Source organism: Pseudomonas sp. B10, from assembly GCF_900156235.1.
In the GTDB taxonomy this organism is placed as follows: Bacteria; Pseudomonadota; Gammaproteobacteria; order Pseudomonadales; family Pseudomonadaceae; genus Aquipseudomonas; species Aquipseudomonas siliginis.
This window is the reverse complement of the sequence record NZ_LT707063.1, coordinates 3770312-3793982: the sequence shown is the minus strand read 5'-3', so window position 1 is coordinate 3793982 and position 23671 is coordinate 3770312. Positions and strand designations below refer to the sequence as shown.

At 59.4% G+C, this 23671-nt stretch carries 19 protein-coding genes; 10 read left to right on the top strand and 9 right to left on the bottom strand.

Annotated features, from left to right (window positions below; genetic code table 11):
- The first annotated feature begins 371 nt into the window (after positions 1 to 371).
- From BXA01_RS17215 to BXA01_RS17185, 7 genes are all read left to right on the top strand, one after another.
- Complete coding sequence (locus BXA01_RS17215) at positions 372 to 1136, top strand: hypothetical protein (protein WP_076565044.1); 765 nt, start codon at positions 372 to 374, stop codon at positions 1134 to 1136.
- A 265-nt stretch (positions 1137 to 1401) separates the two neighbouring features.
- Positions 1402 to 2643 carry an SfnB family sulfur acquisition oxidoreductase gene (locus tag BXA01_RS17210; protein WP_076565041.1) on the top strand — a complete coding sequence of 414 codons (1242 nt, stop codon included), beginning with the start codon at positions 1402 to 1404 and terminating at the stop codon, positions 2641 to 2643.
- A gap of 27 nt (positions 2644 to 2670) precedes the next feature.
- On the top strand, positions 2671 to 3864 hold the full coding sequence (locus tag BXA01_RS17205) for an SfnB family sulfur acquisition oxidoreductase (RefSeq protein ID WP_076565040.1): 1194 nt from the start codon (positions 2671 to 2673) through the stop codon (positions 3862 to 3864).
- The gene (locus BXA01_RS17200) at positions 3864 to 5222 is read left to right on the top strand and encodes an LLM class flavin-dependent oxidoreductase (RefSeq protein WP_076565038.1); all 1359 of its coding nucleotides are present in this window, start codon (positions 3864 to 3866) and stop codon (positions 5220 to 5222) included. The genes BXA01_RS17205 and BXA01_RS17200 overlap by 1 nt, the downstream gene beginning before the upstream one ends.
- 125 nt (positions 5223 to 5347) lie before the next feature.
- Positions 5348 to 6157 carry a MetQ/NlpA family ABC transporter substrate-binding protein gene (locus tag BXA01_RS17195; protein ID WP_076565036.1) on the top strand — a complete coding sequence of 270 codons (810 nt, stop codon included), beginning with the start codon at positions 5348 to 5350 and terminating at the stop codon, positions 6155 to 6157.
- 2 nt (positions 6158 to 6159) lie between these two features.
- Positions 6160 to 7281, top strand: a complete 1122-nt coding sequence (locus BXA01_RS17190) for a methionine ABC transporter ATP-binding protein (protein WP_076565034.1) — start codon at positions 6160 to 6162, stop codon at positions 7279 to 7281.
- Positions 7271 to 7915 carry a methionine ABC transporter permease gene (locus tag BXA01_RS17185; protein WP_076565032.1) on the top strand — a complete coding sequence of 215 codons (645 nt, stop codon included), beginning with the start codon at positions 7271 to 7273 and terminating at the stop codon, positions 7913 to 7915. Before BXA01_RS17190 ends, BXA01_RS17185 begins: the two co-directional genes overlap by 11 nt.
- A 182-nt stretch (positions 7916 to 8097) precedes the next feature.
- On the opposite strand, the gene BXA01_RS17180 is transcribed toward BXA01_RS17185, so the two are convergent.
- Positions 8098 to 10908 carry an RHS repeat domain-containing protein gene (locus BXA01_RS17180; RefSeq protein ID WP_076565030.1) on the bottom strand — a complete coding sequence of 937 codons (2811 nt, stop codon included), beginning with the start codon at positions 10906 to 10908 and terminating at the stop codon, positions 8098 to 8100.
- 457 nt (positions 10909 to 11365) lie between these two features.
- On the opposite strand from BXA01_RS17180, the gene BXA01_RS17175 reads away from it, so the two are divergent.
- Both BXA01_RS17175 and BXA01_RS17170 read left to right on the top strand, forming a co-directional pair.
- Complete coding sequence (locus BXA01_RS17175) at positions 11366 to 11722, top strand: DUF6124 family protein (RefSeq protein WP_041477463.1); 357 nt, start codon at positions 11366 to 11368, stop codon at positions 11720 to 11722.
- 105 nt (positions 11723 to 11827) lie between these two features.
- Positions 11828 to 12457, top strand: a complete 630-nt coding sequence (locus BXA01_RS17170) for a class I SAM-dependent methyltransferase (RefSeq protein WP_076565028.1) — start codon at positions 11828 to 11830, stop codon at positions 12455 to 12457.
- A gap of 90 nt (positions 12458 to 12547) precedes the next feature.
- On the opposite strand, the gene BXA01_RS17165 is transcribed toward BXA01_RS17170, so the two are convergent.
- Genes BXA01_RS17165 through BXA01_RS17155 form a run of 3 tightly spaced genes read right to left on the bottom strand, consistent with a single transcriptional unit; the run spans position 12548 to position 17762 of the window.
- A complete protein-coding gene (locus BXA01_RS17165; RefSeq protein WP_076565026.1) occupies positions 12548 to 15601 on the bottom strand; it encodes an efflux RND transporter permease subunit in 3054 nt (1017 codons plus the stop codon).
- Entirely contained in the window at positions 15598 to 16662 is a 1065-nt protein-coding gene (locus BXA01_RS17160) for an efflux RND transporter periplasmic adaptor subunit (protein WP_076565023.1), read from the bottom strand. The genes BXA01_RS17165 and BXA01_RS17160 overlap by 4 nt, the downstream gene beginning before the upstream one ends.
- Positions 16659 to 17762 carry an efflux RND transporter periplasmic adaptor subunit gene (locus BXA01_RS17155; protein ID WP_076565019.1) on the bottom strand — a complete coding sequence of 368 codons (1104 nt, stop codon included), beginning with the start codon at positions 17760 to 17762 and terminating at the stop codon, positions 16659 to 16661. The genes BXA01_RS17160 and BXA01_RS17155 overlap by 4 nt, the downstream gene beginning before the upstream one ends.
- 146 nt (positions 17763 to 17908) lie before the next feature.
- Between BXA01_RS17155 and BXA01_RS17150 the strand changes: the two genes are divergently transcribed.
- Positions 17909 to 19069 carry an AAA family ATPase gene (locus tag BXA01_RS17150; protein WP_076565016.1) on the top strand — a complete coding sequence of 387 codons (1161 nt, stop codon included), beginning with the start codon at positions 17909 to 17911 and terminating at the stop codon, positions 19067 to 19069.
- Between the two features lie 111 nt (positions 19070 to 19180).
- Here BXA01_RS17150 and BXA01_RS17145 read toward each other — a convergent pair whose 3' ends face one another.
- From BXA01_RS17145 to BXA01_RS17125, 5 genes are all read right to left on the bottom strand, one after another.
- Positions 19181 to 20053 (bottom strand): transporter substrate-binding domain-containing protein, encoded by an 873-nt coding sequence (locus BXA01_RS17145; protein ID WP_076565013.1) that lies wholly within the window; start codon positions 20051 to 20053, stop codon positions 19181 to 19183.
- Positions 20050 to 20832, bottom strand: a complete 783-nt coding sequence (locus tag BXA01_RS17140) for an amino acid ABC transporter ATP-binding protein (RefSeq protein WP_076565011.1) — start codon at positions 20830 to 20832, stop codon at positions 20050 to 20052. Before BXA01_RS17140 ends, BXA01_RS17145 begins: the two co-directional genes overlap by 4 nt.
- The gene (locus BXA01_RS17135) at positions 20829 to 21488 is read right to left on the bottom strand and encodes an amino acid ABC transporter permease (protein WP_071174043.1); all 660 of its coding nucleotides are present in this window, start codon (positions 21486 to 21488) and stop codon (positions 20829 to 20831) included. The genes BXA01_RS17140 and BXA01_RS17135 overlap by 4 nt, the downstream gene beginning before the upstream one ends.
- Positions 21469 to 22134, bottom strand: a complete 666-nt coding sequence (locus tag BXA01_RS17130; protein WP_076565008.1) for an amino acid ABC transporter permease — start codon at positions 22132 to 22134, stop codon at positions 21469 to 21471. Before BXA01_RS17130 ends, BXA01_RS17135 begins: the two co-directional genes overlap by 20 nt.
- 583 nt (positions 22135 to 22717) lie before the next feature.
- Positions 22718 to 23515: a MetQ/NlpA family ABC transporter substrate-binding protein gene (locus BXA01_RS17125; protein WP_016772222.1), complete on the bottom strand. Its 798-nt coding sequence runs from the start codon at positions 23513 to 23515 to the stop codon at positions 22718 to 22720.
- Positions 23516 to 23671: the final 156 nt, after the last annotated feature.

Below are 23671 nucleotides of genomic sequence, written 5' to 3'. Positions count from 1 at the left end.
GCAGATATACATTGCGCAACGATGACGCACATTCTCGATTCGTCATATTTCCATACGTTTGCCGGTGAACGAACCCGCACAAAACGCCGCGAAACCGCTGTTTATCTGTAGCTGATTTCGCGCTTACGCCTAGGCTTAGTGCCTCGATGACGTAGGAGCTTTCTGATTAACTTGTAATTTACGCATTAACTAACCCCCTCTATTGACACCCCTCTCCGCAGACTTTTATCTAGTCGGCAACCGGCGCCCCTTAGTTCAAACAACCCGCATTAATATCGAGCAAATACTTGTCGCTTTTATTGCCAGTTGATTCGCGCCTTTTTTGTTTTCCAGAAACGGATTTCGCTGCAAGACTTCAAGGAGAGAAACCGATGACCCGCACTTCGCACACCCCCGAACTTGCAGCGCCAACGCTGGCATGCGCACAAAAAACCGGCATCAACCTGGCTACAGCAGCCCACCTGCTCATCGACGTGCCGCCCTACAGCGGCATGGACAATGGCGATCTGATCGAACTGTTCTGGAACAAATGTTATGTCGCGTCAAAAGTCCTCAGCGCGGCCGATGTGGGCGAGTCGGTCAGCCTGCGGGTGCCGGAGAGTTTCATTGCCAACGGCACCGCGCGCATTCACTACCGCGTGATGCAGGTCGGCCAGGGCGCCGCGGTTTCGGCAACGACGCGGATACAGGTCAAACTCGATTGCCCGGGTGGCCAGCCCGCTGCGCACTGCGAAGATGAAAACCAGCAACTGGCACCAGTGATCATCCCCGAAGCGATTCGCCGCCAGGGCGTCAACCCCAGCCAGATCAAACGCGGCGTGCCGCTGACCATCGAGCCGTACCTGAACATGGCCGAAGACGACGCCATCACATTGCGCTGGGGCGATGTGCGCATGGATCTGGCGGCGCTCACTGCGGCCGACGTCGGGCTGCCGATTCAGGTCTGGGTGCCACCGGCGGTCATTGTCGAAGCGGGCGAAGACCTGCGACTGGACGTGACGTACTGCATCCTCGACCGGGTCGGTAACAACTCGCGCTGGGCACCGCCGCGCACGTTGAAAATCGGTTGCGTGAATCCGTACGTGAAAGTCCCGCTGAAGCCCGAATTCAAGGCTGCTGAATCACGTACCAAGTGAGACCTGCTCAGGGGTGGGAGGTCAGTTATCTCTCACCTGAACCTCGTTAACCAACACGAACATTCCACCCTTATATGTATATTCCTAAAAGTTAGTTTATTTAATTTTTATACACGCTTAGGGTATATGCACCGGACCACCGGACATTCTTTCAATCGCCGCACTTCGCGGCGTTTTTCATGAAATGTGAGGTAGGTATGGTCCGGAACACAATCACCCCAGTGCAGATCGCCAGGGCATTGCGTGCAGCCAGGGAGCGGCACTGATGTCCAGTCTGGCAGATGCGAATCTGCAGTCCGATCTGGACATCGCCCCACTGTTGTTGCCCGCGCAAGTACTGCGCAACGACGCTCAAGCCATCAAGGCCGCCCACGAGCTGGCGCAAGCCGCCCGTGTGCAAGCGGCCAAACGTGACCGTCAGCGCAAGCTGCCGTGGTCGGAAATCGAACAGTTCACCCGCAGCGGTCTGGGCAGCATTGCCATCCCGCGCGAATACGGTGGCCCGCAGGTTTCCTTCGTCACATTGGCCGAAGTATTCGCGATCATTTCTGCCGCCGACCCGGCGCTCGGACAGATCCCGCAGAACCAGTTCGGCATCATCCATCTGGTGCTCGGCACCGCCACCCAAGCGCAGAAAAAGCAGCTGTTCCAGAGTGTTCTGGAAGGCTGGCGCATCGGCAATGCCGGCCCGGAACGCGGCACCAAAAACACCTTGGAACTGAAGGCGCGGATCACCGCTGACGGCGACGACCACGTGATCAACGGCCAGAAGTTCTATTCCACCGGCGCCCTGTTCGCCCACTGGGTCGCGGTGAAAGCGCTCAACGATGACGGTAAACAGGTGCTGGCCTTCGTCCGTCGCGGCACGCCGGGGTTGCGCATCGTCGATGACTGGTCGGGCTTCGGTCAGCGCACCACCGCCAGCGGCACGATCCTGCTGAACAACGTGCGCGTCGAGTCGAGCCTGGTTATCGACAACTGGAAGATCAACGACAAGCCGAACACCCAAGGCGCGGTGTCGCAGCTGATTCAAGCGGCCATCGACGCCGGCATCGCCCGTGGCGCCATCGACGACGCCATCGACTTCGTCAAAACCCGCGCGCGGCCATGGATCGACGCCAAGGTCGAGCGCGCCAGTGATGACCTCTATGTGATTGCCGATATCGGCAAACTGAAAATCGAACTGCACGCCGCCGAAGCGCTGCTGCGCAAGGCCGGGCAAGTGCTTGATCAGGTTCACGCGGCGCCACTCACTGCTGAGTCCGCTGCTCGCGCTTCGATCGCCGTGGCTGAAGCAAAAGTACTGACCACCGAGATCTCGCTGCTGGCCAGCGAAAAGCTCTTCGAACTGGCCGGCAGCCGCGCGACCCTCGCCGAATTCAATCTCGACCGCCACTGGCGCAACGCCCGCGTGCACACCCTGCACGACCCGGTGCGCTGGAAATATCACGCGGTCGGCGCCTATCGCCTGAACGGCACTTTGCCGGCTCGCCATTCCTGGATCTGAGACGACCAGTCATCTGGAGAACCCCCTATGACGCTTTCCCATCACGTCGCGCTCATCACCAGCGATGAGCAAGCCCTGATCGTCGCCAGCGACCTGGCTGAAGATTTCAAACGCGACAGCGCCCTGCGCGACCGCGAACGCCGCCTGCCATTGGCCGAGCTGGAAGTGTTTTCCCGCTCCGGCCTGTGGGGCATCAGCGTGCCGAAAGAATATGGCGGCGCGGGCGTATCCAACGTCACCCTGGCCAAAGTCATCGCACTCATCGCTCAGGCCGACGGTTCACTCGGGCAGATTCCGCAGAACCATTTCTACGCACTGGAAGTGCTGCGCGTGAATGGCAGCGATGAACAGAAACAGCGCCTGTACGCCGAGGTGCTCGCCGGCCAACGCTTCGGCAATGCGCTGGCGGAACTGGGCACCAAAACCGCTCACGACCGCGTCACCCGTCTCACCCACGACGGCGCTGGTTATAGGATCAACGGTCGCAAGTTCTACTCGACCGGGGCGATTTACGCGCAGCGCATTCCGACGTCGGTGGTCGATGAAAACGGCGTACAGCAACTGGCCTTCGTCCCGCGCGAAAGCAAGGGCCTGACGGTGATCGACGACTGGAGCGGCTTCGGCCAGCGCACCACTGGCAGTGGCTCGGTAGTGTTCGAAGATGTGTATGTAGCGGCGGAAGACGTGCTGCCGTTCCAGAGCGCTTTCGAGCGCCCGACCACGGTCGGCCCGCTGGCGCAGATTCTCCACGCCGCCATCGACACCGGCATTGCCCGCGCCGCTTACGAAGATGCCTTGCATTTCGTGCGCAGCAAAACCCGTCCGTGGATCGATTCCGGCAACGACAAGGCCACCGAAGATCCGCTGACATTGAAGAGCTTCGGCCACTTGAGCATTCGGCTGCACGCCACGGAAGCCTTGCTCGAACGTGCCGGCGAAATCCTCGATGCCGCGCAAGCCGAGACCAACGCCGAAACCGTCGCCGCCGCATCGATCGCGGTTGCCGAAGCGCGGGCGATCAGCACGGAAATTTCCCTCGCCGCCGGCAGCACGCTGTTCGAACTGGCCGGCAGCCAGGCGACGCTGAGCGAACACGGCCTCGACCGGCACTGGCGCAACGCGCGCGTGCACACCCTGCACGACCCGGTGCGCTGGAAATATCACGCAGTAGGCAATTATTACCTCAACGATGAAAACCCTCCGCTGCGAGGGACGATCTGATGAGCGCTGCGAAAAAGAAAATTCTGCTCAACGCGTTCAACATGAACTGCATCGGCCATATCAACCATGGCCTGTGGACGCATCCGCGCGACACATCGACCCGCTACAACACCATCGAGTACTGGACCGAACTGGCGCAGTTGCTTGAGCGTGGATTGTTCGATGGCTTGTTCATCGCTGACATCGTCGGCGTCTACGACGTCTACCAGAACTCGGTGGACGTCACGCTGAAAGAGTCGATCCAGTTGCCGGTCAACGATCCGCTGCTGTTGGTTTCAGCGATGGCTGCTGTAACCAGAAACCTCGGCTTCGGCCTGACCGCCAATCTCACTTACGAGCCGCCGTATCTGTTCGCCCGGCGCATGTCGACGCTCGATCATCTGAGTCGCGGCCGGGTCGGCTGGAACATCGTCACCGGTTACCTGGACAGCGCCGCCAAAGCCATGGGCCTGCGCGAACAGGTCGAACATGACCGCCGCTACGACCAGGCCGAAGAGTATCTGCAGGTTTTGTACAAGCTCTGGGAAGGCAGCTGGGAGAACGGCGCGGTGCTCAACGACCGCGAGGAGCGTATCTACGCCAACCCGGACAAAGTGCACAAGGTCGAGCACAAGGGCGAGTTCTATGAGGTCGAGGGTTATCACCTCTGCGAGCCGTCCCCGCAGCGCACGCCGGTGTTGTTTCAGGCCGGTAGCTCCGATCGCGGCTTGCTGTTTGCCGGGCGTCACGCCGAGTGCGTATTCATCAGCGGCCAGAACAAGCCGTCGACCAAAGTGCAGGTCGACAAGGTTCGCGCCAGCGCCGTCGAAGCCGGGCGCAATCCTGAGGACATCAAGGTGTTCATGGGCCTCAATGTGATCGTCGGCGCCACCGAAGAAGCGGCGTGGACCAAGCATGCCGAGTATTTGAGTTACGCCAGTGCCGAGGCTGGCGTGGCGCACTTTTCCGCCTCCACCGGTATCGACTTTGCCCAATACGAAATCGACGAACCGATCCAGTACGTGAAGAGCAACGCGATTCAGTCGGCGACGAAAAACCTGCAGAACAACGACTGGACCCGGCGCAAATTGCTCGACCAGCACGCCCTTGGTGGTCGTTACATCACCGTGGTCGGTTCGCCCGAGCAAGTGGCGGATCAACTCGAATCGTGGATCGCCGAAACCGGGCTGGACGGCTTCAACCTGACCCGCATCGTCACCCCGGAAAGCTATGTCGATTTCATCGAACTGGTGGTTCCGGAGTTACAGCGGCGCGGCTCTTACAAGACTGCGTATGACAGCGGGACCTTGCGCGAGAAGTTGTTTCACGGTGAGGCGCAGTTGCCTGAGCAACATACCGGCTCTTCGTACCGACGCTAAAAGCATCGCTGGCAAGCCAGCTCCCACAAGGGTCTGCGGCGCACACAAAACCTGTGGGAGCTGGCTTGCCAGCGATGAGGCCACAACAGACACACAAATCTTATGCACTGACTGGAAAAACCACCATGACCAAGAAAACCCTGTCCCACCCAGTCAAAGCACTGGCTCTGGCCTTCGGCCTGTTCAGCTCGGCGGTATTCGCTGCCGATGCGCCGCTGAAAATCGGCACCACCGCCGCTTTTGCCATCCCGCTGGAAGCCGCCGTCGAGGAAGCCTCCAAACAAGGTCTGAAAGTCGAACTGGTGGAATTCACCGACTGGATCGCGCCCAACGTCAGCCTCGCCGCTGGCGACATCGACGTGAATTACTTCCAGCACATCCCGTTCCTGGAAAACGCCAAAGCCGCGTCCGGTTTCGATCTGGTGCCATTCGCTCCTGGGATCATTAACAACGTCGGTCTGTATTCGAAGAAATACAAAAGCTTCGATGAACTGCCCGAAGGCGCCAGCGTCGCCATCGCCAACGACCCGATCAACAGCGGACGCGGTTTGCAATTGCTCGCCAAGGCCGGGTTGATCACCCTGAAACCGGGCGTCGGCTACAAAGCCACCGAGGACGACATCGTCGCCAATCCGAAGAACGTCAGGATCCTGCAGGTCGAAGCCGTGCAACTGGTGCGCGCTTATGACGACGCTGATCTGGTCCAGGGTTATCCAGCCTACATCCGTCTGGCGAAAACCTTCGATGCCGGCTCGGCGCTGCTGTTCGACGGTCTCGATCACAAGGAATACGTGATCCAGTTCGTCATCCAGCCGAAGAGCAAAACCGACCCGCGCCTGATCAAGTTCGTCGACATCTATCAGCATTCACCGGCCGTCCGCGCGGCGCTGGACAAGGCCCACGGCAAGCTCTATCAGGCCGGTTGGGAAAGCTGAACATGACCGCAGCGATCCAACGGCGACTGGAGCTTCCAGAGCCACACAATGCTGAGAAAACCGAGCTGCATCCCGAGTTGAATCGCGCCCACGTTCGCTTTATCGGCGTGGGCAAAACCTACGACGGCCGACAAGGCCCGGTCGCGGCCTTGCAGGGCATCGACCTGGCGATTCAGCGTGGTGAAGTGTTCGGCATCATCGGCCGCAGCGGCGCCGGCAAGTCGTCGCTGATCCGCACGATCAATCGCCTGGAACAGCCAACGTCGGGCCGGGTGCTGATCGATCAGGTCGACATTGGCGAGTTCGATGAAGACCGCCTCGTCGCCCTGCGCCGGCGTATCGGCATGATCTTCCAGCACTTCAATCTGATGTCGGCCAAGACCGTCTGGCAGAACGTCGAGTTGCCACTGAAAGTCGCCGGCGTGCCGAAGGAACAGCGCGACAACAAGGTGCGCGAACTGCTCGAACTGGTCGGCCTGCAGAGCAAGCACAAGGCCTATCCGGCGCAACTCTCCGGCGGGCAGAAACAGCGTGTCGGCATTGCCCGCGCGCTGGTGCATGACCCGGACATTCTGCTCTGCGATGAGGCGACATCGGCGCTGGATCCGGAGACCACGCAGTCGATCCTCGGCCTGCTGCGCGAGATCAACAAACGCCTCGGCCTGACCATTGTGCTGATCACTCATGAGATGGCGGTGATTCGCGAGATATGCGACCGCGTCGTTGTGCTCGAGCATGGCCAGGTGGTCGAGCAAGGCCCGGTATGGCAAGTGTTCGGCAATCCGCAACACGCAGTCAGCCAGACTTTGCTCGCGCCGCTGCAACACGCCTTGCCGGAAGAATTGCAAAGCCGTTTGCAGGCGGCATCCACGGCGTCTGATGCAGCGGTGGTGTTGCGTTTGCAGTTCACCGGCAGTGCCGCTGATGAGCCGGATCTGGCCGCGTTGTTTGCGGCGTTGGGTGGCCAAGTGAAGCTGCTTCAGGGCGGCGTGGAAAGGATTCAGGGACACGCGCTGGGGCAGCTTTTACTGGCCGTCAGCGGCTCGGCGTACAGCGCCGGACAATTGCGCGAACGCGCCGGGCAATGGGCGCAACGAGTGGAGGTATTGGGCTATGTGGTTTGATCGCTTGCTGCAGGGTTTTATCGACACCTTTTTGATGGTCGGCGTGTCATCGCTGATCGCGCTGCTGGTGGGGATTCCCATGGCGGTGATTCTGGTCACCAGCGACAAAGGCGGGATCTATGAGGCGCCGCTGTTGAACCGTGCGCTGGGCGCCTTCGTCAACCTGTTCCGCTCGATTCCGTTCCTGATTCTTATGGTTGCGCTGATTCCGTTCACCCGCTTGATCGTCGGCACTACCTATGGCGTGTGGGCCGCTGTGGTGCCGCTGACAATCGCCGCAACGCCGTTCTTCGCGCGGATCGCCGAAGTGAGTCTGCGCGAGGTCGATCAGGGTCTGATCGAAGCCGCACAGGCCATGGGTTGCCGGCGCTGGCATATCGTCTGGCATGTGCTGCTGCCCGAGGCGCTGCCGGGGATTGTCGGCGGTTTCACCATCACCCTGGTGACGATGATCAATTCGTCGGCCATGGCTGGGGCAATTGGTGCTGGTGGGCTGGGGGATATCGCTTATCGGTACGGCTATCAGCGCTTCGACAGCCAGATCATGTTGACGGTGATTGTCTTGCTGGTGGCGTTGGTGGCGGTGATTCAGTTGGGTGGGGATCGGTTGGCGCGGGGGTTGAACAAGCGGTGAGCAAATCTTGTGATGTTGGCTACGTGAAGTGAGCCAACACTAAAACCGGCCGACCACCAACTGCTACGTAAAACCCGCAACTAACATTTGCATCTTCGACTTTGCTCCGCTGGTGCACGTCGCTTACAACGATAAACGAGTGGAGCAGGGCACTACTAGCGGATAGGCAATAAACCTGAACTCTAAGGCTTGCGCAATATAAATTCACCGCCGCTGAACTTGATCCCTCCCGGAACCAAAATTTGCGGACGATAAAAAACATTAATTATTTCGGTCATATTATCAATTGTACGATCTCCATCAGCCCACTCAATCACCGCCTCCTGTACGAAATCGTTCAGAGACCCGAGATCCACGGCAACTTTCAAACCCAAACCTTGAAGCATATCCTTTCCGTAAAACAACAAATCTTTCTCTTTGTCAGGCCGAAGCCCCGCTCTATTTTTAAAATCTATTAACTCATCGTCACTGGCGGCAGCTAACCAAGGCAAGCTTTTGGCTCGCCCGATACTAATATCACGAGAGTTCGGTCTCAATAAGTCTCCTATCTCCATATGCGTATATTGATACTTGGCATTCAAGGCTGCGAAAGATGCGTGGTAGCGAAACTCCCCGAATTTTGAGGTAGTCTTTTGGGGCTGAGCACCAGCGTCCAAGGCAAAAAAAACAAAATCGTGATTTCCATAACGCGAAATATTAATTGTTCCTGAGTTACCCAGATAATCCTCTTTGGTTCTTTCGCTTCGCAACGTGAATAACGTTTTGAAATGAACTCCATCCTGATCAGTAAAATCTGCGTTACTGAAATGTGTAATTGAATAATCATCGATCGAAAAACGCGAAAAACTCTTAACAAGCTTTCTTTGTCGCTCACTATCAACCTCGCTATCCAAGAGAATAACATTAGCACAGGAGACACGTGCAATCGTGTCAACTCCACTTTCAGATACCAAACTCAATCCGTCCCATACTTCACCCTCACTGAACATGAGATCGTAAGCATGAGCCACATCAAGAGGAGGCGTGGAGTTCGCACCAAAAAAGTCCAACTTGGACACCGGATTATTAACCGTAAACAAATAACGATTGGGGCCGTCAATATCACCAAGAGGATCGGAGTTCAACCACCGCTGTAACCACGGCGCGTAATAACGATATCCATAATAGTAAAGACCGGTCGCATCCCGCTCTTTGCCTGAGTAACGAATCGTTTTGTTTTTCGCCGCCAATGCATTTTTACCCGCCCAGCACGCGGTGCCACCAAACGGGTAATAGTGCTCCTGAGTCAAAATCCCCGCACCATCATCCAATTCCAGCGTGCTGGAACCAAGATGATCACTGAGGCTGTAACGCAGTTGGGCTCCGTCCACCGCGCTTGGCCAGTGCAGCAGTCGTACCTGATTGCGCCCGGTGTCGACATTGACGACATGTCGCTCGACACCATCGACTTCGCGATGAATCTCGAGCCCCGGCAGATAACGAACTTCTACCGTCAGTGTCTGACCGGACGCTTGGCTGACAGTCGTTTTACGCAACCGATGGCCAGGCTCGTCGTAGCCATAACACTCGTAGTCATCGCTTTCATTCGCACGCTTCACCAACACAACCCGGCTTAACTCATTGCGTACGTTCCAGTACATGGCCTGACCGCGTTGCAACTCCAACTGATTACCCGCCGCATCAAATCCCAGCGCTATCTCCGCTTCCCCGGGCAAGGAACCATCGTCGCGCTGCATCAGGCTTCGGTTGCTGCGCTGGGAGGTGTACATCGAAAAACCCGGCTCACCGCTGTGATGGCGAGTGATGAGGTTGCCCGCTGCGTCGTAGTCAAATTTCTGCGTGTAGTTGCGCCGTTGATTGGGGTCCAGTGGTGTGGGCAGCAGCTCCGGCAAGGCCGGACCATGGCTGGGCTGGCTGACTTCCCAACCGCTGGCCTCGACCAGTTGATAAAGGCTGTCGTAGCGATACCGACTGACCGGATCGATGCGCTGATTGTTGAGCCAGGACACGGCTTGAGTTTTATCTTCCAGGCTGACGATGTTACCCACCGGATCGTAGACGTAATTCAGATCCTGCAACGGAGGGTGCGTGCCGACGCTGGCGAGCAGTCTGAGCAACCGGCCGTCATCGCGGCTGTATTCGGCGCGGGCGATGACGCCGTTGCCGGCCGTTTCGCTTTCGATCTGACCCTGCGCGTTGTAGCGAATGGCGCTGACCAGGCACTTCGGCTGCCTGTCCTCGCCGGCCTGCAACAGCCAGGTCGCGCAAGCTTGCCCGGCGATGTTGTAATGCTGGGTCCGGAGGTTGCCTACCGCGTCGGTGTGATGCTGCAAGTCGCCGGTTGGAGTGAACGTCTGCCGGGTGACGTAGGTGGTTTCCTCGAGATAGTCATCCCGCCGGTCGGGTTCGAGCGGCCAGTCAGGCGTCTCGAGCTCGATCAAAAAGCGTCGCGACTCCACCAGCACTGCGCCACCGAGGCCGTAGTCATCGAAGTGCCGATTGCCGGCCGGGTCGTCGTGGCGGATCGGTCGACCGCACTGGTTGTGCAGCGCGTGATCATCGGTGGCTTTTGCATAGGTCCAGCGCTCGACCACGTGAGGCTGCCCTTCGTGCGCCTGCTCGGTGAGGGCTAGCGGTCGCAGCAGATCATCGTATTGGCGGTGACTCTGACTGCCCCGCGCATCCCAGCCAGAACACATCGAGCCCGCTTCATTCAACAGCCGCACCTGCCAACCGGCGTCGACGCTGTCTGCGAGTAAGTCTTGACCGCTCAATGCGTAGATCGTGGCCAGATTCGGCTTGGGCGCAACGCCGTACAAACGCGGATCCCACGACGCTACCTGACGCCCCGCCTCATCAAAGATCTGCCGGGTGATGCGCGATTCGATGTCGGCTTTATCCGGGTGTCGGCAATAGGCAACGCTGCGAACCACCAGTGCGCGCGGGTCAATGACCGACAAGGTCGGAGTGGCGGTGTCATGGCGGGTATTCACGGCTACGCGAGTCCCTGATGTCTATACGCCGAGACTGAACCAGTTTTCTCCATCCCGATACTGTAAGAACTACCAGATGCATTCAGGTTTGCGCACCCGTGCGGTCATTCAGACGGGCTGGCGCGAGGACTGAATAAGCGCTAAGGTCGATGGCGGCAGGTGGCCATCAATCAGGCCCTTGTGATCGCGATATCTTAGGCAACGCCCTTCGCAAAAATCAGATGCTTCCTACACCACTTTTGTCGTTTCGCCAGCCCGAACCACGGGGGTTTGCAGGACGATTCCTAGAATAATTTGCCCGCTTGTACCCGAAATATCCTGTAGCTAATCTCCGGTCGTCACTGTTTTGCGGTGACTGGATTCAGTTGTCCGGCCGGCGACTGATCCGCGTGCAGCCGCCGTCCTGCTCGTTTAGTCGCGAAATGGTTGGCTCCCACTTGAAGTCAGGAGTTTACCCATGGAAAAAAATCTTGCCGATCCGCCACTCAGCCTTACCTCAAGCAAGCGGTTCACCGAGGATTTGCTCAAGGATCGCTCTGCACTGTGCCGCGCCGTCGACTCGCATCTGGCCGGCAATCAGGTCACGTTGGCGGGACAGAAACGCGTCTACAGCATCAGCGAAGATGTGACGCTGGAGGACGCCCAACTGTATGTTGCCGATCTGCTGCGCTGCGCCTCGGTGACCGTCCATCAATGCGGTGACCAGCTCGGGGGCGCGGATCGAGCCATGGTGTTCTCGGTCTGGCATCTGCTGGAAATGGCCAAGGCGATGATGGACCGCTCGATCGATTGTCTGGGAGCGAAGCAGCACTGAAGCCTGGCACCCATTGCCGCCTGCACTGGCCCCAGCGCAGGCGGCGTTTTTTTGCCGGTGAAAAAGCTTATAGTCCGCCCTCACACCGCCAATACAGCATCGATCATGAAGCAAACGCCCAGCGACCTCGAACAGATCACCGCCACCACCCTTGGACACTACAACTCGGTGGCCGAGGATTTCCGTGAAGGCACGCGCGACCACGATGTCAGCCAGAACATCGAGGCCTTGCTGCGCCACATTCACGGTGAAGCACCCTTCACGATTCTCGATTTCGGCTGCGGGCCGGGGCGGGATTTGCAAACCTTCACGCGCATTGGCCACGTCGCGGTCGGCCTCGATGGCTCGCAGGAGTTCGCGCGCATGGCCCGCGAAGACAGCGGTTGCGAAGTCTGGCAGCAGGACTTTCTCAAGCTTGATCTACCCGCCAAGCGCTTCGACGGGATCTTCGCCAATGCCGTGCTGTTTCATGTGCCGTTGCAGGTGTTGCCGCAAGTGCTACGGCAACTGCACGGCACCTTGAAACCGGGTGGCGTGCTGTTCAGTTCCAATCCGCGTGGCGACAACCAAGAGGGCTGGAACGGGCCGCGCTACGGCTCGTATCACGATCTCGAGGCCTGGCGCGGGTTGCTGACGGCGGCGGGGTTCGTCGAGCTGGAGCATTATTACCGGCCCGCCGGGTTGCCGCGTGAGCAGCAGCCGTGGCTGGCGAGCGTGTGGCGTCGAGTTGATTGAAGATCAAAAGATCGCAGCCTTCGGCAGCTCCTACGTTGGAATGCGTTTCCCTGTAGGCGCTGCCGAAGGCTGCGATCTTTTGCTTTTGCTTCAAGAAGATTCTTTTTCAGGCTCGCGAATCTTGTACCAGGCCACATACAGCGCCGGCAGGAACAGCAGCGTCAGCAGGGTCGCCACGACGATGCCGCCAATCATCGCGTAGGCCATCGGCCCCCAGAAAACTTCGCGGGCGATCGGGATCATGCCCATGCTCGCTGCCGCTGCGGTGAGCAGGATCGGCCGGCGCCGGTGTTCGGTGGCTTCGACCACCGCGTCCCACGGCGCATAGCCTTTCTGCTCGAACTCATCGATCTGCGTCACCAGAATCACCGAGTTGCGGATAATGATGCCGATCAGCGCGAGAATCCCGAGGATCGCCACGAAGCCCATCGGCGTGCCGGTCGGCACCAGCGCCAGGACCACGCCGATCAACCCCAGCGGCGCCACACTGGCGACCAGAAACATCTTCTGCACGCTGTGCAACTGGATCATCAGGAACGTCGCCATCAGGAACAGCATCAGCGGCAACACCTTGGCAATCGGTCCCTGGGCCTTGCCGCTTTCCTCGACCGTACCGCCGGTGGCGACCTTATAGCCGACCGGCAGTTTCGAGGCAAAAGCATCGATCGACGGCTTGAGCAATTTCACCAGATCGGTCGGCTGAATCTCGTCGCGCACCGAGGCCTTGATGGTAATGGTCGGCAAGCGGTCGCGACGCCAGACCAGCGGTTGTTCCAGTTCATAGCGCACGGTGGCGAACGCCAGCAGCGGAATCGAGATGCCGCTCGGCGTGACGATCTGCAGGTTCTGCAGGGTCTCCGGCGTGCCGCGCTCGGAATCCACCGCGCGACCGACCACGTTGATCAGGTAGATATCGTCATCGACCTGGGTCAACGGCGAGCCGCTGACAATGCTGTTCATCAGGTTGGCCACATCTTCGGACGACAGCCCGAGTTGCCGCGCCTTGTCCTGGGCAATATCGATGCGCAGGACTTTGCCGGGCTCGTTCCAGTCGTAAATGATCTCGCCGATGTGCGGGTTCTTGTCCAGTTCGGTGGCCAGGTCGATGGCGTGTTTGCGCACCTGATCGACATCTTTGCCGCTGACTCGATACTGAATCGGACGCCCCACCGGCGGGCCCATTTCCAGGGCCTGCACGTAGCTGCCGATGCCGACGAAGTCTTTGTGCAGGCGCTCACGCAAGCGCTGACTCAGGGCCTCGCGGGCTTCGAAATCCTTGCTGACGATCACCAGCTGCGCGTAGTACGGGTTCTGCAATTGCTGGTCCAGCGGCAGGTAGAAACGGATCGCGCCCTGACCGATGTAAGTGCTCCAGCGCACGATGTCCGGGTCGCCCTTGAGCGTCGCTTCGAGCTTGTCCACCGCTTTGCGGGTTTCGTCGATGGAAGCATTTTGCGGCAGGTTCAGGTCGACCAGAATTTCCGGGCGGTCGGAAGCGGGGAAGAACTGGTTCTGCACAAAACGCATGCAGAACACCGCCAGCACGAACAGCAGCACGGTGACGCCGATCGCCCACCAGCGATTGCGCATGGCCCACAACAGGCCGCCGTTGAACGCCCGGCCGACGCGACCCGGCTCGGCATCGTGGGCCTTCACCTTGTCGCTGAGGATGTGCACGCCGATCACTGGTGCGAAGAACACCGCCACCACCCACGAGACGATCATCGCCACGGCAATCACCGCAAACAGCGTGAAGGTATATTCACCCGCCGAACTGGCGTTGAGACCAATGGGCACGAAACCGGCGACGGTCACCAGCGTACCGGTGAGCATCGGGAATGCCGTCGAGGTGTAGGCGAACGTCGCCGCCTGCTCCTTGCTCTCGCCCATTTCCAGGCGCGTGACCATCATTTCCACGGTGATCATCGCGTCGTCCACCAGCAGACCGAGGGCGATGATCAGCGCGCCGAGGGAAATCCGCTGCATGGTGATGCCGCTGTATTCCATGAACACAAACACCATCGCCAGCACCAGCGGAATCGAGCAGGCCACCACCAAGCCAGCGCGCACGCCGAGGCTGATGAAACTCACCACCAGCACGATGATGACCGCTTCGAACAGCGCGCTGGTGAAACCGCCGACGGCCTCTTCCACCACCACCGCCTGATCGGACACCGTGTGCACGCCGACGCCGACCGGCAAATCTGCGGTGAGCTGGTCGATGCGCTCATGCAGCGCTTTACCGAACTCCTGAACGTTGCCGCCCTTCTGCATGGCAATCGCCAGGCCGATCGCCGGTTTGCCGTCGAAGCGGAATTCCGGTGTCGCCGGGTCGACGTAGCCACGGCTGATCTCGGCGATGTCGGCCAGACGATAGAAGCGATCATTGAGCTTGAGATTGACCTCGGCCAGATCTTTCTCCGACTCGAACTGGCCCGAGGTGCGCACGGAAATCCGCTCCGGCCCCGCCTCGATCACCCCGGCCGGAGTCACTGCGTTCTGCGATTGCAGGCTCTGCACTACTTGGCGCTGGTCGATACCCAGTGCGGCAAGTTTGCGCGTGGAGAAATTCAGGTAGATCGTTTCGTCCTGCTGGCCGACCATTTCGATCTTGCCCAGCCCCGGCACGCTGCGGATTTCTGCGCGCGCCTGTTCCACGTAATCGCGCAACTGGCGCATGGTCAGGCCGTCGGCGGTGAAGGCGTAGACCGAGCCGTACACGTCACCGAACTCATCGTTGAACCCCGGCCCCTGAATGCCCTGGGGAAACTGGCCGCGAATGTCGTCGATCTTCTTGCGCACCTGGTACCAGATTTGCGGAATGTCCTCAGCGCCGGTGGTGTCGCGCAGGTACACGTACACCGTCGATTCGCCGGGGCGGGTGTAGCTTTTCACGTAGTCGAGGGAATCGAGCTCTTCGAGTTTTTTCTCGATGCGGTCGGTGACCTGCTTGAGGGTTTCTTCCTGGGTCGCGCCCGGCCATTTGGTCTGGATCACCATGGTCTTGATGGTGAATGACGGGTCTTCTTCGCGGCCGAGATTGAAGTACGAAAACACCCCCATCAGCAGCCCGACGAACATCAGGTACCAGACGAATGACTGGTGCTTCAAGGCCCATTCGGAGAGGTTGAAAGAGCCTTTCATTGACTGTCCTCGTCAAGTTTTACCGATTGTCCGGGTTTGAGACTGTTGACGCCGGCGCTGACCACGCGCTCGCCGTTCTGCACGCCACCGGCCAGCACCACGCTGTTGTCGCCACGGCTGACTACGCTGACGTCGCGCGGGTTGACGGTTTTGTTTTGCGTATCGATCACCCAGATTCGGGGTTTGCCATCGACTTCCTGCAACGCCGTCAGCGGCAGTTCGATGCGCGGCTTGATCGCCGAGCTGAGGGTCACGCTGATCGCGGTGCCGAGGCGGAAACCGTCCGGCGTTTCCGACAGGGTCAGGCGCGCGCGGCGGGTGCGCGTGGCGCTTTGCGCCTGGGGTTCGATCTCGCGGATGATCGCCGTGGTGTTGATGCTCGGGTCGAGTTGCGCAGCCACCGAGAACACCACGTCGCTGGGCAACTGATCGACCAGGGTATCGGGCAGATCGATCACCGCTTCCTTGATGTCCGGTTGCGCCAGCGTCACCACTTGTTGCCCGGCAGTTACCACTTGCCCGGCTTCGGCGTTCCACGCGGTGACCACGGCTTTGTGATCGGAGCGCAGCTCGGTGTAGCTCAGTTGATCCTTGCTCTGGCTGACCGCCGCGCGTGCCTGGTCGAGCGAGGCCTGGGTGGTTTTCAGATCGGTATTGGCGACGTCCAGTTGCGCCTGCGCACCGACGCCGCGATCAAACAGCGCTTGCTGACGACGTGCATTGGCCTGGGCGTTGATCAGTTGCGCCTGGATTCTCGCCAGATCGCCCTGGGCCGAGCGCAACTGGTTCTGCTGATCGGACGGATCAAGGGTGGCGAGCAAGGTGCCCTTCTGCACCTCGGCGCCGACATCGACGTTGCGACTGGCGATGCGTCCACCGACGCGGAAACCGGTGTTGCTCTCGTAACGCGCCTGAATGCTCCCGGCAAAGCGTCCGAGGCTTTCTTCGTTGAGCGCTTTGACCGTGACCGACAGCACCGGACGTACCGGTTCCGGCGGCGTTTCCTTTTCCGAGCAGGCGCCCAGCAGCAACGCCATGCACAACAGGCCGAGGCGCTTCATGGCTGCGCTCCCGGTTGCAGATCCTTGTAGGTGTTTTCGGCAATCTCGACTTTCATGCCGGGGTGCAGCAACTGGCCGCCGGCGACAATGACTTTCTCACCGCCCTTGAGGCCTTCGCTGATGATCACTTTGCCGGTCAGGTAACGGCCGACCGTGACCGTATGCAACTGCGCCTCGCCCTTGTCATCAACCAGCCATACCGCCGGGTCGCTGATGTTTTTTGTCAACGCCGACCAGGGCAGTTCCACCGCCGATTTGCCGGTGCCCTTGGCGGTGGCACTGACCACCGAGCCGAGTTGCATGCCCGGCGGCAGCTTGTCGAGGCTGACTTTGACCTGCACGGTGCCCGATTGCGCCGACACCGACGGCGTGATTTCACGCACGGTGCCGGTGGTCTTGATCTCGGGATTGTCGAGCAGGCTGACCACGATCGAACGATCGGACGGACGCTCGGCCAGCAGCGATTCGTAGACATTGAACACCGCGTCGCGGTCGCCATCGCGGGCGAGGCTGAAAATCGGCGCGGTGGCCTGCACCACCTGACCGACTTCGGCCTGGCGCTCGGTGATCACCCCGGGTGCATCGGCGATCAGCGCGGTGTAGCCGAGCTGGTCCTTGGCGTTCGCCAGTTGCGCCTGCGCCGCGCTCAATGCGCTCTGACTGCTGCGCAGCGCGGCTTGTGCCGAATCGTATTCGCTCTGGCTGGTGTAGCCCTTGGGCAGAAGTTTTTGCTGACGCACGAAAGCGGCTGCCGCTTGCTTCACGCGGGCCTGTTCGGCGACGACTTGGGCCTGAGCGGAATCGACATTGGTCTGCAGATCCTTCGGATCGAGTTTGGCCAGCACCTGTTTGGCCGTGACGGGGTCGCCGACATCGACCATGCGCTGGATGATCTTGCCGCCGACGCGAAATGACAGCTGGGTCTGCACCCGCGCCTGCACATCACCGGTGAGGGTCACCGCTGCGGCGTAGTTGGCCGGTTCGACCTCTTGCACAAAGACCCGTGGCAAGTATTCCTCAGCAGGCTTCTTGTCGCCGCAAGCGGTGAGCAACGCCATGGCGCTCACGGCCATCAGCACTTTCAATCCGGGACCCGCCATGCACACTCCTTGGCCTTAAATGCTGCTGTCGAGACGATACGACTTCAGAGCTTAGAACAGGGTTCCACGGTTGCGGACGCCAACACCAGATTTATCTCATTAAAGGTATGCTGCCCGCGTGTCGCAGTGACCCGGAGAAGGATTTCATGCTCAACACCCTGGCGGTGGCCAATTACCGCTCGATCAACAAACTGGTGATTCCGCTCGGGCGCCTGAACCTGATTACCGGGCCAAACGGCAGCGGCAAGTCCAATCTCTACCGCGCCTTGCGCCTGCTGGCGGAAACCGCCCAGGGCGGTGTGGTCAATGCACTGGCGCGTGAGGGCGGGCTGGAATCGACGTTCTGGGCCGGGCCGGAAACCATCAGCCGACGCATGCGCAACGGTGAAGTGGCGATCGAGCCGACGGTGCGCCACGGCGTCAAGAGGTTGCGCCTGGGATTTGCCGGCGAGGATTTCAGTTACGCCATCGGCCTGGGCCTGCCGGAGCCAAGCACTTCATGCTTTTCCCTCGACCCGGAAATCAAACGTGAGTGCATCTGGGCCGGTCCGGTGTTTCGCCCGGCAAGCCTGCTGGTCGACCGCAACGGCCCGATGATCCGCGCCCGTGAAGGTCGCGCCTGGGATGTGCTGGCGCAACACACACCAAACTTCGACAGTCTGTTCGATCAGGTCGGCAATCTGCGCAGCTCGCCGGAAGTGTTTCAGATGCGCGAATTCATCCGGCGCTGGCGCTTTTATGATCACTTTCGCAGCGACGCCGACGCGCCGGTGCGTCAGCCGCAACTGGGCACACGCACGCCCGTGCTGCACCACGACGGCCGCGATCTGGCGGCAGCCTTGCAGACCATTATCGAAATTGGCGATCCGCAAGCACTGAGCGCGGCGATCAGCGATGCGTTTCCCGGCGCGCGGCTGAACATTGCACTGTTGGCCGGCGGACGCTTCGCCATCGAGTTTTATCAGGAAGGCTTGTTGCGACCGCTGTCAGCGGCAGAGCTGTCGGACGGCACTTTGCGTTATCTGCTGCTGATCGCCGCCCTGCTGACCCCGCGACCGCCATCGCTGATGGTGCTCAACGAGCCGGAAACCAGCCTGCACCCGGACCTGCTGCCGGCGCTGGCACGGCTGATCATTCGCGCTTCGCAGCAGTGTCAGGTGTGGGTGGTGTCACATGCACGGCGATTGATCTCGGCGCTGCAGGAAGACCCGGAATGCAATTGCATCGTGCTGGAGAAGACGCTGGGACAGACCGGGATTGTCGGGCAGCGGGTGCTGGATGAGCCGGCGTGGCATTGGCCGGATTGAGCGGTGACTGAAAAATTCGCGAGCAGGCTCGCTCCCACAATCGTACGCGGTCGAATGTGGGAGCGAGCCTGCTCGCGAAAGCGATTCAAGCGTCACCGCTGAATCAAGGCACTAGCCCTGCCACTTGCCCCCTTCAACAATCACACTCTCAGGCCGGGTGTCATCACTCAGTTCTTTGCGCACATATTGGTCATACAGCTTGAGCAGGTACTTCTCCTCGCCCAATTTGGCCAATTCGCTGTTGACCCAATCACGCAACTCGAGATTGCCCTTTTTCACTGCCGGCGCAATCGGCGCCTCGGCTCCGAGCTTTTCCTCAAGCACGCGATACCCCGGGTTCTGCTTGGCCCAGCTGAACAGCACGAGATTGTCCTGCGCATAGGCATCGCCACGACCATTGGCCAGGGCTTGCAGCGACTCGGAGTTTTTCTCGAACTTGAGCAGTTTCCAGTCCGGGTGGTTCCTGGTCAGCCAGATATCCGCGGTGGTGCCGGTGGTGACAATCGTGGTGCGCGTCGCCAGATCATCGAGTTTTTTCACTGAACTGCCCTGCGACACCAGCGCCTGCACGGCGACCTTGAGGTTCGGGTTGGTGAATTCCACCGCTTCCTTGCGCTCCGGGGTGACGGTCATGTTGGCGAGGATCAGGTCGACCTTGTCGCTCTGCAAAAACGGAATGCGACTGGCCGGCTCGACGGCGACGAACTCGACCTTGTTTTCGTCGCCGAGCAGATCTTTGGCGAAGCGCCGGCCAATGTCGGTGTCGAAGCCGACGTAACGCCCGGCCTCATCGACGAAACCGAACGGGGGCTTGTCAGTGAAGACGCCGACAATCAGTTTGTCGCGGGCCTTGATCTTGTCCAGATAACCGGCCGGCGCGGTGTTTTCGCTGGCGACTTTCGGCTTTGACGGCTCTTCGGTTTTACCGCAACCGGCAAGCAGGGCGAGGCTGAGCAGGGGCAGTAACAAAGCGGCAGTTTTCATAGCGGTTCCAGTTCCTTTTTCGGATTCGTTTCTGGCGATGTTGCAACGAAGGAGAATTTCTCCAGAAACTGCTGCGCGCGTGCGGTTTGCGGGTTCGTAAAGAAAATCTCGGGCGGGTTCTGTTCGAGGATGCGCCCGGCATCCATGAACACGATGCGGTCGGCCACCGCGCGGGCGAAGGCCATTTCGTGGGTGACGATCAACAGGGTCATGCCTTCGCGGGCCAGGCCCTGAATGACTTGAAGTACTTCCTTGACCATTTCCGGATCGAGGGCGGCGGTGACTTCGTCGAAGAGCATGACCCGCGGGTTCATGCACAGCGAGCGGACAATGGCGATGCGTTGCTGCTGGCCGCCGGAGAGCTGACGCGGGAAAGCATCGCGCTTGTCCAGCAGGCCGACACGCTCAAGCAAGGCTTCGGCCTGCTGCTGCGCTTCGCGACGCTGGCGCTTCTGCACCTTGAGCGGGCCGAGCAGCAGATTGTCGAGCACGCTCATGTGTGGGAACAGGTGATAACTCTGGAACACCATGCCGATCTGCTGACGGATTTCGCGCCAGTCAGTGGCCTTGTCCAACAGCTCTCGGTCGAGGAATCTGAGGCTGCCGCTGTGGGCCTCTTCCAGACCATTGAGGCAACGCAGCAAGGTGCTTTTGCCGCAACCGCTGGGACCAAGAATGACGAGCACTTCGCCGCTCTGCACTTGCAGGTCGATGCCATCGAGCACCTGCTGCGCGCCATAGAATTTGTTGAAACCGTGAAACTCGATCAGTGCGCTCATGCTTGCGTCCAGCGTCGCTCCAGCACGCGCGAAGCGGCAGAGAGCGGGTAGCAGATGAAAAAGAAAAACAGGAACAGCGCACCGTAGATCAGTACCGATTCATAGGTGCGCTCGATGATCTGCTGGCCGACCTTGATCACATCCACTACGCCGATCAGCACCGCCAGGGAACTGGTCTTGATGATCCGCGTATAGACGTTGATGGTCGGCGGCGTCATGCGCTTGAGCGCTTGCGGCAGCAGCACGTAGCCATAGAGTTGAGCTGCATTGAGGCCGATCGACAGCCCGGCTTCACGCTGTCCGCGCGGCAACGAATGCAGCGCACCGCGCGCTACCTCGCCAACTTCGCTGGCGCCCCACAGCGACAGCACCAGCACCGCGCACCAGAAGCTCGGCAGGCTCAGGCCGAAGAAAATCGGCAGACCGAAGAACAGCAGATACAACCAGACCAGCACCGGAATTGCCCGGAACAGCTCCAGATAGATGCGCAGAATCGCGTTCAGCCACGTGACGTTCAACGTGCGCAACACACCGTAGAACACGCCGCCGATCGTGCTGATGGCGATGCTCAGAAACGAGATCGACAGGGTTTGCCCGGCGCCTTTTGCCAGTTGCGGCAACGACACCCAGAGCAGTTCAAGACCCGAACTGGCCATGCTGGAGCCTCCTTTCCAGACGGCTGAGCAACAGCGACAGCGGCAAGAACAGCAGCACGCAGATCAGCGTCAGCACGGCGAGCATTTCGTAAGTTTTGTAGTAGAGCGCGATATAGCTCTTGGTGGTGTAGAGGATTTCCGGCACCGCCACGGCCGAAACCACGGTGGTTTCCTTGAGCAGGAAGATGAAATTGGCGAACAGTGACGGCAAGCTGAGGATCCCCGCCTGCGGCAGGATCACATAGCGCAGCAACTGGCCGTGGGACAGGCCAATCGACCGCCCGGATTCCAGTTGTGCCTGGGGCACCGCATCGACGCCGGCGCGCAGCACTTCGGTGAGATAGGCACCGCCAAGGAAGGTCATGGTGATGATCGCCGCAGTGAAACCGGAAACCTGGATCCCCACTGCCGGCAATGCGAAGTAGACGAAGAACAGCTGAATCAGCAACGGCGTGTTGCGCGCCAGCTCTACGTAGAAGCCGACCAGTTTTTGCAGGTATGGCGTGCGAAACACCAGAATCGTCGCGTTGAGCAGCGCGACCAACAGCGAAGTGGCGATCGCAATCAAACCGACCTGCAGAGTCACGCCGACGGCTTTGAGAAAAGCCGGCAGAGTGCTGAGGATAAAGGCGTAGTCGAAAGTCATGAAGCGTCCTGACGCTGCTTGGTAAGCGGCGATGATGCAATCCATGGACGGCGGATGGCCGTCCGGCAGGCACTGACTTTATAGATATAAAAACCATAATTTAAATACCTTTAAAGCATATTGATATCACCCAAAAAACTATCCTGTGGGTTTGCCGGGAACGAATAAGACGGCTATTTTTCTTTGCGCTGTAGGACGGATCTTTTTTTCAGGAAAGACCTCCAAGGAACCACAGCTTTTGGCCAGACTCTCCGGCCCATCCATCACAAGGAAGAACAACATGGACGTAAAAGTGCCGCAGCGGCTGGATCCGCAGGACATTGTGAAATTGTTAAGGGCGTTGCGCCGGGCGTTGAAGACGCAGGTTGCCTGAGCCTTTGATCGTTCCCACGCGCAGCAAAGGAATGCAGCCCGGGACGCTCCGCGTCCCATTAAGAGCCGAACGCGGAGCGTCCGATGAGGCATTCCCACGCAGAGCGTGGGAACGATCTTTTCAACGGCTTGAAACGCACACACAAAAACGCCGATGACCATCACTGGCCATCGGCGTTTTCACGTCTGAAGCGGATTCACTCAAGTCAGATCAGAACGCCGGCAATACCGCGCCGCTGTACTTCTTCTCGATGAACGCTTTGACTTCCGGGCTGGTCAGGGCCTTGGCCAGTTTCTGGATCGCATCGCTGTTCTTGTTGTCCTCACGGGCCACCAGGAAGTTCACGTATGGCGAGTCAGCGCCTTCGATCACCAGCGCATCTTTCTGCGGGTTGAGCTTGGCTTCCAGCGCGTAGTTGGTGTTGATCATGTCCAGATCAACTTCTTTCAGAACGCGCGGCAGCAGGGCCGATTCCAGTTCCTTGAACTTGAAGTTGTGCGGGTTCTTGGCGATGTCTTTTGGCGTTGCCAAAGCGTTTTTCGGATCTTTCAGTTCGATCAGGCCGGCCTTTTGCAGCAGGATCAGGGCGCGGCCGCTGTTGCTGCCTTCGTTGGGGATGGCGATGGTTGCGCCGTCCGGCAGCTCAGCCAGAGTCTTGTACTTGCTCGAGTAGCCACCGAACGGTTCAACGTGGACGCCCTGCACGGTCACCAGGTACTTGGATTTGTCATCCTTGTATTTACCCTGGTTGAAGCTGTTCAGGTACGGCAGGGTCTGGAAGTAGTTGGCGTCGAGACGCTTTTCGCCAACCTGTACGTTCGGTTGCACGTAATCGGTGAAGACCTTGATTTCCAGATCCACGCCTTCTTTGGCCAGGGTCGGTTTGATCAGCTCAAGGATTTCAGCGTGGGGCACCGGTGTTGCGGCAACTACCAGTTTCTCGCCGGCGTTGGCGAAAGAAGCCGTCAGAGCAGCCGCCAATGCGGTAAACAACAGAACCTTTTTCATGCAGTGTCCTTATCGAAAATCACGGTCGTCATCGACGACGGCATTTAATACGTGTGCCAGTGAAGTGATATCGCTGGCGTGAGGCGGACAATACCCGGATTTTTTATTCCCGGACAATAACGTTTATTCAGCTTCATATTCCATTTTGTTCATGTT

What these genes read in the sequence shown, in the direction of transcription:
- BXA01_RS17215 (WP_076565044.1), top strand. Translation starts at nt 372, where the DNA reads ATGACCCGCACTTCGCACACCCCCGAACTTGCAGCGCCAACGCTGGCA.
- BXA01_RS17210 (WP_076565041.1), top strand. Translation starts at nt 1,402, where the DNA reads ATGTCCAGTCTGGCAGATGCGAATCTGCAGTCCGATCTGGACATCGCC.
- BXA01_RS17205 (WP_076565040.1), top strand. Translation starts at nt 2,671, where the DNA reads ATGACGCTTTCCCATCACGTCGCGCTCATCACCAGCGATGAGCAAGCC.
- BXA01_RS17200 (WP_076565038.1), top strand. Translation starts at nt 3,864, where the DNA reads ATGAGCGCTGCGAAAAAGAAAATTCTGCTCAACGCGTTCAACATGAAC.
- BXA01_RS17195 (WP_076565036.1), top strand. Translation starts at nt 5,348, where the DNA reads ATGACCAAGAAAACCCTGTCCCACCCAGTCAAAGCACTGGCTCTGGCC.
- BXA01_RS17190 (WP_076565034.1), top strand. Translation starts at nt 6,160, where the DNA reads ATGACCGCAGCGATCCAACGGCGACTGGAGCTTCCAGAGCCACACAAT.
- BXA01_RS17185 (WP_076565032.1), top strand. Translation starts at nt 7,271, where the DNA reads ATGTGGTTTGATCGCTTGCTGCAGGGTTTTATCGACACCTTTTTGATG.
- BXA01_RS17175 (WP_041477463.1), top strand. Translation starts at nt 11,366, where the DNA reads ATGGAAAAAAATCTTGCCGATCCGCCACTCAGCCTTACCTCAAGCAAG.
- BXA01_RS17170 (WP_076565028.1), top strand. Translation starts at nt 11,828, where the DNA reads ATGAAGCAAACGCCCAGCGACCTCGAACAGATCACCGCCACCACCCTT.
- BXA01_RS17165 (WP_076565026.1), bottom strand. Translation starts at nt 15,601, where the DNA reads ATGAAAGGCTCTTTCAACCTCTCCGAATGGGCCTTGAAGCACCAGTCA.
- BXA01_RS17160 (WP_076565023.1), bottom strand. Translation starts at nt 16,662, where the DNA reads ATGAAGCGCCTCGGCCTGTTGTGCATGGCGTTGCTGCTGGGCGCCTGC.
- BXA01_RS17155 (WP_076565019.1), bottom strand. Translation starts at nt 17,762, where the DNA reads ATGGCGGGTCCCGGATTGAAAGTGCTGATGGCCGTGAGCGCCATGGCG.
- BXA01_RS17150 (WP_076565016.1), top strand. Translation starts at nt 17,909, where the DNA reads ATGCTCAACACCCTGGCGGTGGCCAATTACCGCTCGATCAACAAACTG.
- BXA01_RS17145 (WP_076565013.1), bottom strand. Translation starts at nt 20,053, where the DNA reads ATGAAAACTGCCGCTTTGTTACTGCCCCTGCTCAGCCTCGCCCTGCTT.
- BXA01_RS17140 (WP_076565011.1), bottom strand. Translation starts at nt 20,832, where the DNA reads ATGAGCGCACTGATCGAGTTTCACGGTTTCAACAAATTCTATGGCGCG.
- BXA01_RS17135 (WP_071174043.1), bottom strand. Translation starts at nt 21,488, where the DNA reads ATGGCCAGTTCGGGTCTTGAACTGCTCTGGGTGTCGTTGCCGCAACTG.
- BXA01_RS17130 (WP_076565008.1), bottom strand. Translation starts at nt 22,134, where the DNA reads ATGACTTTCGACTACGCCTTTATCCTCAGCACTCTGCCGGCTTTTCTC.
- BXA01_RS17125 (WP_016772222.1), bottom strand. Translation starts at nt 23,515, where the DNA reads ATGAAAAAGGTTCTGTTGTTTACCGCATTGGCGGCTGCTCTGACGGCT.